6 protein-coding genes are annotated in these 6,294 nt (G+C 73.1%); 4 read left to right on the forward strand and 2 right to left on the reverse strand.

Going from position 1 to position 6,294, the window contains the following annotated elements:
• The first annotated feature begins 277 nt into the window (after nt 1–277).
• Nucleotides 278–1,240 carry a D-2-hydroxyacid dehydrogenase family protein gene (locus ABZ805_RS25095; RefSeq protein ID WP_358444981.1) on the forward strand — a complete coding sequence of 321 codons (963 nt, stop codon included), beginning with the start codon at nt 278–280 and terminating at the stop codon, nt 1,238–1,240.
• A gap of 42 nt (nt 1,241–1,282) precedes the next feature.
• Here ABZ805_RS25095 and ABZ805_RS25100 read toward each other — a convergent pair whose 3' ends face one another.
• Nucleotides 1,283–2,329: an LLM class F420-dependent oxidoreductase gene (locus ABZ805_RS25100; protein ID WP_358444984.1), complete on the reverse strand. Its 1,047-nt coding sequence runs from the start codon at nt 2,327–2,329 to the stop codon at nt 1,283–1,285.
• 303 nt (nt 2,330–2,632) lie between these two features.
• On the opposite strand from ABZ805_RS25100, the gene ABZ805_RS25105 reads away from it, so the two are divergent.
• A complete protein-coding gene (locus ABZ805_RS25105) occupies nt 2,633–3,613 on the forward strand; it encodes an exopolyphosphatase (RefSeq protein ID WP_358444987.1) in 981 nt (326 codons plus the stop codon).
• Between the two features lie 94 nt (nt 3,614–3,707).
• The gene (locus ABZ805_RS25110; RefSeq protein ID WP_358444990.1) at nt 3,708–4,154 is read left to right on the forward strand and encodes a phage holin family protein; all 447 of its coding nucleotides are present in this window, start codon (nt 3,708–3,710) and stop codon (nt 4,152–4,154) included.
• A gap of 38 nt (nt 4,155–4,192) precedes the next feature.
• Here the strand turns inward: ABZ805_RS25110 and lhgO are convergent, their stop codons facing one another.
• On the reverse strand, nt 4,193–5,395 hold the full coding sequence (gene lhgO, locus ABZ805_RS25115; RefSeq protein ID WP_358444993.1) for an L-2-hydroxyglutarate oxidase: 1,203 nt from the start codon (nt 5,393–5,395) through the stop codon (nt 4,193–4,195).
• Between the two features lie 86 nt (nt 5,396–5,481).
• On the opposite strand from lhgO, the gene pepE reads away from it, so the two are divergent.
• Nucleotides 5,482–6,210 (forward strand): dipeptidase PepE, encoded by a 729-nt coding sequence (pepE, locus tag ABZ805_RS25120; RefSeq protein ID WP_358444995.1) that lies wholly within the window; start codon nt 5,482–5,484, stop codon nt 6,208–6,210.
• Nucleotides 6,211–6,294 lie beyond the last annotated feature (84 nt).

The raw sequence follows: 6,294 nt of genomic DNA on the forward strand, positions 1-6,294 counted from the left end.
TTGTCAGGTCGCGCGCGCCGCCCCGCGGGTCGATCACCCCGCCGGGCGGCCGCACTACGATCGCGGCCGGACGCGGCCGGAGACCGGCCGTCCTCAAGACCGAGGCCCGGAGGGCCGGGCACCCGAAGGCCCGGACGTTCGGAGGACCGGACGCCCGAAGGGCGGGACGTCCGCGGGGCCGAGACCCGGAGGACCGGACGCTCGAAGGCCGGACGCTCGGAGGCCGGACGCTCGGAGGCCGGGCGCTCGGAGGACCGGACACCCGAAGGAGGAGTGCATGCGCATCGCGGTGCTCGACGACTACCAGCACGTCGCGCGGGACTACGCGGACTGGGACTCGCTGCCCGCGCAGGTCGAGTTCTTCCACGACACCCCCGCCGACCGCGCGGAGCTGGTGCGGCGGCTCGCCCCGTTCGACGTGATCGCCGCGATGCGGGAGCGGACCCCGTTCCCGCGGGACGTGCTGGCCGCGCTGCCGGAGCTGAAGCTGCTGGTCACCACCGGCATGCGCAACGCGTCGATCGACCTGGACGCGGCCACCGAGCTCGGCATCACCGTGTGCGGGACCGGCAGCGGAGCCGCGCCGGACCGGGCGTGGGGACCGACGGCGGAACTCACCTGGGGCCTGATCATCGCGGTCACCCGGCAGATCCCGGAACAGGACCGCGCGATCCGGGACGGCGGCTGGCAGCAGGGCGTCGGGTTCGAGCTGGCCGGGCGCACGCTGGGCGTGCTCGGGCTGGGCAGGCTCGGCAGCCAGGTCGCGAAGGTCGGTGCCGCGTTCGGCATGGACGTCATCGCCTGGAGCCGGAACCTCACCGCGGAGGCCGCCGCGGAGGCCGGGGCGCGCCGGGTGGAGAAGGAGGAGCTGTTCCGCGGCTCCGACGTGCTCACCGTGCACACGGTGCTCAGCGAGCGCACCCGCGGGCTGGTCGGCACGGCGGAGCTGGCGCTGATGCGGCCCACCGCCTACTTGGTGAACACCTCGCGCGGGCCGATCGTGGACGAGGCGGCGCTGCGCGAGGCGCTGTACGCGGGACGGCTCGCCGGTGCGGGCATCGACGTGTACGGGACCGAGCCGCTGCCCGCGGACGACCCGTGGCGGACCACGCCGCGCACCGTGCTCACCCCGCACGTCGGGTACGTCACCGAGGGCACCTACCGGACGTTCTACGCCGAGACGGTCGCCGACATCCGGGCCTTCGCGGACGGCTCGCCGGTGCGGGTGCTCAACGGCTGACCGGGCCGCGGCCGGGCGGGGCGCGCCCGGCCGCGGGGCGGATCAGAGGTCGTCGGCGATGCCGCGGATCTTCTCGATCAGCTTGGTGCGCTCCTCGAAGGAACCGGCGAGCGGCGTCACGTTCATCGTGGTCACGCCGGACTCCTTGAACGCGGCGAGGCGTTCCCGCACGTGGCCCTCGGAGCCGATGAGGGTGCTGGCGGCGACCAGCTCGTCCGGCACCGCCGCGGCGGCCTCGTCCTTCTTGCCGTCCAGGTAGAGGTTCTGGATCTCCTCGGCTTCGGCCTCGTAGCCGTAGCGGCGGGCGAGGTCGTTGTAGAAGTTCTTGCCCTTCGCACCCATGCCGCCGATGTAGAGGGCGAGCATCGGGCGCATCGAGTCGACGAGCGCGTCGACGTCGTCGCCGATGGCCAGCGGGGCCTGGCCGACGACGTCGAGCTCACCGAGCTCCGGGTCGCGCTTGGCCTTGCCGGCGGCCAGCGATTCGCCCCAGACCTCGTGGGCCTTCTCGGGGACGTAGAAGATCGGTTCCCAGGCGTCGGCGATCTCGGCGACCATCGCGACGTTCTTCGGGCCGATCGCCGCGATCATGATCGGGATGTTCGGGCGCACCGGGTGGTTGATGAGCTTCAGCGGCTTGCCGAGCCCGGTGCCCTGGCCTTCGGGCAGCGGGATCTGGTAGTGCTTGCCGTCGTGCTGCACGCGTTCGCGGCGCCACACCTGGCGGCAGATGTCGACCAGTTCGCGGGTGCGGCCCAGCGGCGCGCTGTAGGGCACGCCGTGGAAGCCTTCGATGACCTGCGGCCCGGAGGCGCCGATGCCGAGGGTGAACCGGCCGTCGGAGACGAAGTCCAGCCCGGCGGCGGTCATCGCGGTGAGCGTGGGCGTGCGGGTGTAGATCTGCAGGATCCCGGAGGCGATCTGGAGCCGTTCGGTGCGGGCGGCGATGAAGCCCATCTGGCTGACCGCGTCGAACGAGTACGCTTCGGCGACGTAGACGATGTCGAGACCGGCCTTCTCGTAGGTGGCCAGTTCGTCGACCGTCTCCTTGAAGCCTCCGCTGTAGTTCAGCGGCATCCCGATGCGCATGGTGGTCCTCTCCGTCGCTGACGTTGCGGATGGGCGCACCTCGCGTTCCAGCCGCAGCACCTGATCGCCCCGAGGTTACCGCTTGGTAGCGGTCAGGGGTGACTCCTTTGTAACACCGCTCGGTGTGACATCGGAAGTGCGCATGTACCAGTGACATCAATTACGGATCAAGAAAGTCCGAACGGGCGATGAACAAAACCTGTGCATACGGCATGATTCGGCCATGCCGATGGTTCTGCGCTGCTGCTGCTGGAGGAACGCACTACGCCTCGAAGGCCCGTCCGGACTACACGTGAGGGTGGTATGAAGCTCGGACTCCTCGACATCGGTTCCACCGCGGCGCGGCTGGAACTGGTCGACCTCGATCGCGGCAGGCTGCCCCGCGCCTCCTGGAGCCACAAGGAGCGCACCCGGCTCGGCGAGAACACCCTCGCCGACGGATCGGTGACCGACGAGGGCATCGAGCAGGCCGCCCGCGCCGTCGAGGGCTGCGTGCGCGCCGTCGGCGCCGAACTGCGCGGACCGCTGGTCGCGTTCGGCACCGCCGCGGTGCGCGACGCCACCAACGGCGCCGAGCTGCGCGCCCGCCTCACCGAGGCCGCGGGCACCCGCATCGGCTCGATGACCCCGCACGCCGAGGCCGCGCTCTGCTTCCACGCGGCCCGCCGCTGGCACGGCCGCGAGGACACCCCGCTGACCACCGTCGACATCGGTGGCGGCACCGCCGAGGTCGCCATCGGATCGGGCCCCTACCCGGACGAAGTGGTGTCGATGCCGCTCGGCGCGGCCCGGCTCACCCGCGAGCACCTGCCCTCGGACCCGCCACCGCCGGACCAGGTCGCCGCGCTGTACGCGGCCGTCGAAGCCGTCGCCCCGGTCGACCTGGCCCCGTTCCGCGGCCGCAGGCTCGGCCAGCCCGTCGGCCAGTCGAAGGTGCTGCGGCAGCTGGCGGTGCTCGCCGCGAGCTCGTCGAAGCGACTGGTGCGGCACCCGGACACGCTGGCGCGGACGAACCTGACCCGGTGGATCCCGCAGCTCGCCGAACTCGGCCAGGTCGAGCGCGCCAAGCTCCCCGGCGTCTCCCGCAGCAGGGCGCGGCGCATCCTCGCCGGTGCGATCACCGCCGACTCGCTGCTGCGCGCGCTCGGCGTCGAAGAGCTGGACCTGTGCCCGTGGGGGCTGCGCGAAGGGCTCGTGTTCCGCTTCGTCGAGGCCTACGAGCGGGCCGAGCAGTGCACCCGCGCCGACGCGATCCGCCGCCTGACCGACGAGATGTTCGCCTGAACGGGTGCATCGCGGGGTCTTGCGGTGGGCGGGCTCCGGGCGGGGGCGGAACGGTAGCGTTCGAGGTTCCACGGCGAACTCGGGAGGCCACTTCGTGACGGTCCTGCTGCACATCCTGATCACCGCGGTCGCCGTGTGGGCGACGACCGCGCTGCCCGGCATCCAGCTCGGCGACGCGAGCACGGACACCGGCACGAAGGTGGTCACCTTGCTGGTGGTCGCGATCGTGTTCGGCGTGATCAACGCAGTGCTGAAGCCGATCGCGAAGACGTTCGGCTGCCTGCTGTACCTGGTGACGCTCGGGTTGTTCGGGCTCGTGGTGAACGCGCTGCTGTTCTGGCTCACCGGGTACGTGGCCGGCGAGCTGAACCAGCCGTTCCACGTGGACGGGTTCTGGGCCGCGTTCTGGGGCGCGCTGATCGTGACGATCGTCAGCAGCGTGCTGCACGGCGTGATCCGCCGGATCGGCATCAACGCCGAGGAGAACCGGGAGCGCGAGTACCGCGAGTACCGCGACTACCGGGACCGCGGCCACTACTGATCGCCGCCTCCCCGGCCCGCTCGACGGGCCGGGGAGCGCTAGGCGAGCTTCGCCGCGACCCGGTCCGCGATGTCCTCGCCGATGCGCAACGAGGCGGTCGCCGCCGGGGAGGGTGCGTTGAGCACGTGCACCCAGCGCTCGTCCTCGTGCACCAGGAAGTCGTCGACGAGGGTGCCGTCCGGCCGCACCGCCTGCGCCCGCACCCCCGCGGCCGCGGGCACCAGGTCCGTGCCGCGCAACCCCGGCAGCAGCTCCCGCGCGGCCCGCACGAACAGCGGTTTCACCGCCGAGCGCGCGATCTCCGCCGCACCGGTGCGCCAGTAGCGCTTCGCCAGCGCTCGCAATCCCGGATCGCCCAGCAGCCGCCGCAGGTGCGGCGCCGACCAGGTCCGCCAGTCGTAGCCCTCGCGGGCGAGCGCGGGCACCGCGTTCGGCCCCACGTGCAGCCCGCCGTCGACCATCCGCGTGAAGTGCACGCCGAGGAACGGGAACGCCGGGTCCGGCACCGGGTACACCAGCGCCCGCACCAGGTCGCGACGCCCGGGGGCGGCCTCGTAGTACTCGCCGCGGAACGGCAGGACGCGCGCGGCCGGCCGGGTGCCCGCCAGTTCCGCCACGGTGTCGCTGTGCAGCCCCGCGCAGTTCACCGCGAACCGGGTGCGGACCTCGCCTGCCGTGGTGCCCAGCACGAGCCGGTCGCCGTCGCGGCGTGCCGAGCGCAGCTCGACGCCGCGCCGCACCTCGACCCCGTGCTCGGCGAGTTCCGCGGCCAGCGCGGTGCAGACGGCGCCGAAGTCGGTGATCCCCGCGTCCGGCACCAGCAGCGCGCGCAGGCCGCGGATGTTCGGTTCCCGCTCCTCGATCCCACCGGGGTCCACTTCGGACAGCCGGACGCCGTTGGCGGTGCCGCGGCGGGCGAGCTCGGCCAGCCGAGGCAGCTGCTCCGGCCGGGTCGCCACCACGAGCTTCCCGGTGCGCCGCACCGGAACCCCGCGCTCGGCGCAGTACCGGTACATGGCCTCCGCTCCCGCGCGGGCGAACCGGGCCTTCGCGCTGCCCGGCGGGTAGTACAGTCCACTGTGGAGCACGCCGGAGTTGTGACCGGTCTGGTGCGCGCCCACGGCCCGCTCCTTCTCCAGCACCGCGATCCGCCCGGTCGTGCCCGCGCGGACCAGCGCCCGCGCCGTCGCCAGGCCCACGATGCCGCCGCCGATGATCGTCACGTCCTCGTCTCCGGCCATGCCGGCCATCCTGCCCGTCCCACCCCACCGGTTCCAGCCTCGGCGGTAGGGTTCGCTCCGGGTCACGGGTGCGGGGAGGAAGAGCCGTGGTGCAGCTGCTCCTGCTGTCGAGCTCACGGGTGCACGGGTCGCCGGGATTCCTCGGCCACGCGCTGCCCGCGATCACGGAGCTGATGGCCGGCCGGGAACGGATGCTGTTCGTCCCGTACGCCCGCCGCGACTTCGACGACTACGCGCGCATCGCGCACTCGGTGCTCAGTTCCACCGGGATCAAGGTCGACGGGCTGCACCGCGCCGCCGACCCGGTGCGCGCCATCGCCTCGGCCGAAGCCGTGTTCCTGGGCGGTGGCAACACGTTCCGGCTGCTCGCGACCCTGCAACGGCAGGGCCTGGTGCGGGCGCTGCGCCGCGCCGTGCTGGCCGGCGTGCCTTACCTCGGGGCCAGCGCGGGCACCAACCTGGCCTGCCCGAGCCTGCGCACCAGCAACGACATGCCGATCGTGCAACCGGCCTCGTTCGCCGCGCTCGGCCTGGTGCCGTTCCAGATCAACCCGCACTACCTGCCGCCGGATCCGGCGAGCACGCACCGCGGCGAGACCCGCGACGAGCGGCTCGGCGAATTCCTGGAGCACAACGACGTCCCGGTGCTCGCGCTGCGGGAAGGGGCCTGGCTGCGGGTCCGCGGCCGCCGCGCCGAGCTGGGCGGCACCGACACCGCCCGGCTGTTCGCCCGCCGCGTCCCGGCCCGCGACCTCCCGCCCGGCGCCGACCTGACCCACCTCCTCGGCACCACCCCGCGCTACGACCTCTGCTGACTCCCCGGCCGCCGCGCCCCGCGCGCACGACATCCCGCCAGGTGAGTGGCCCACCCGCCCGATCCGCCTGGGCGGGTGGGCCAC

Source organism: Saccharopolyspora sp. NPDC047091 (assembly GCF_040643635.1).
Taxonomy (GTDB): domain Bacteria; phylum Actinomycetota; class Actinomycetes; order Mycobacteriales; family Pseudonocardiaceae; genus Saccharopolyspora_C.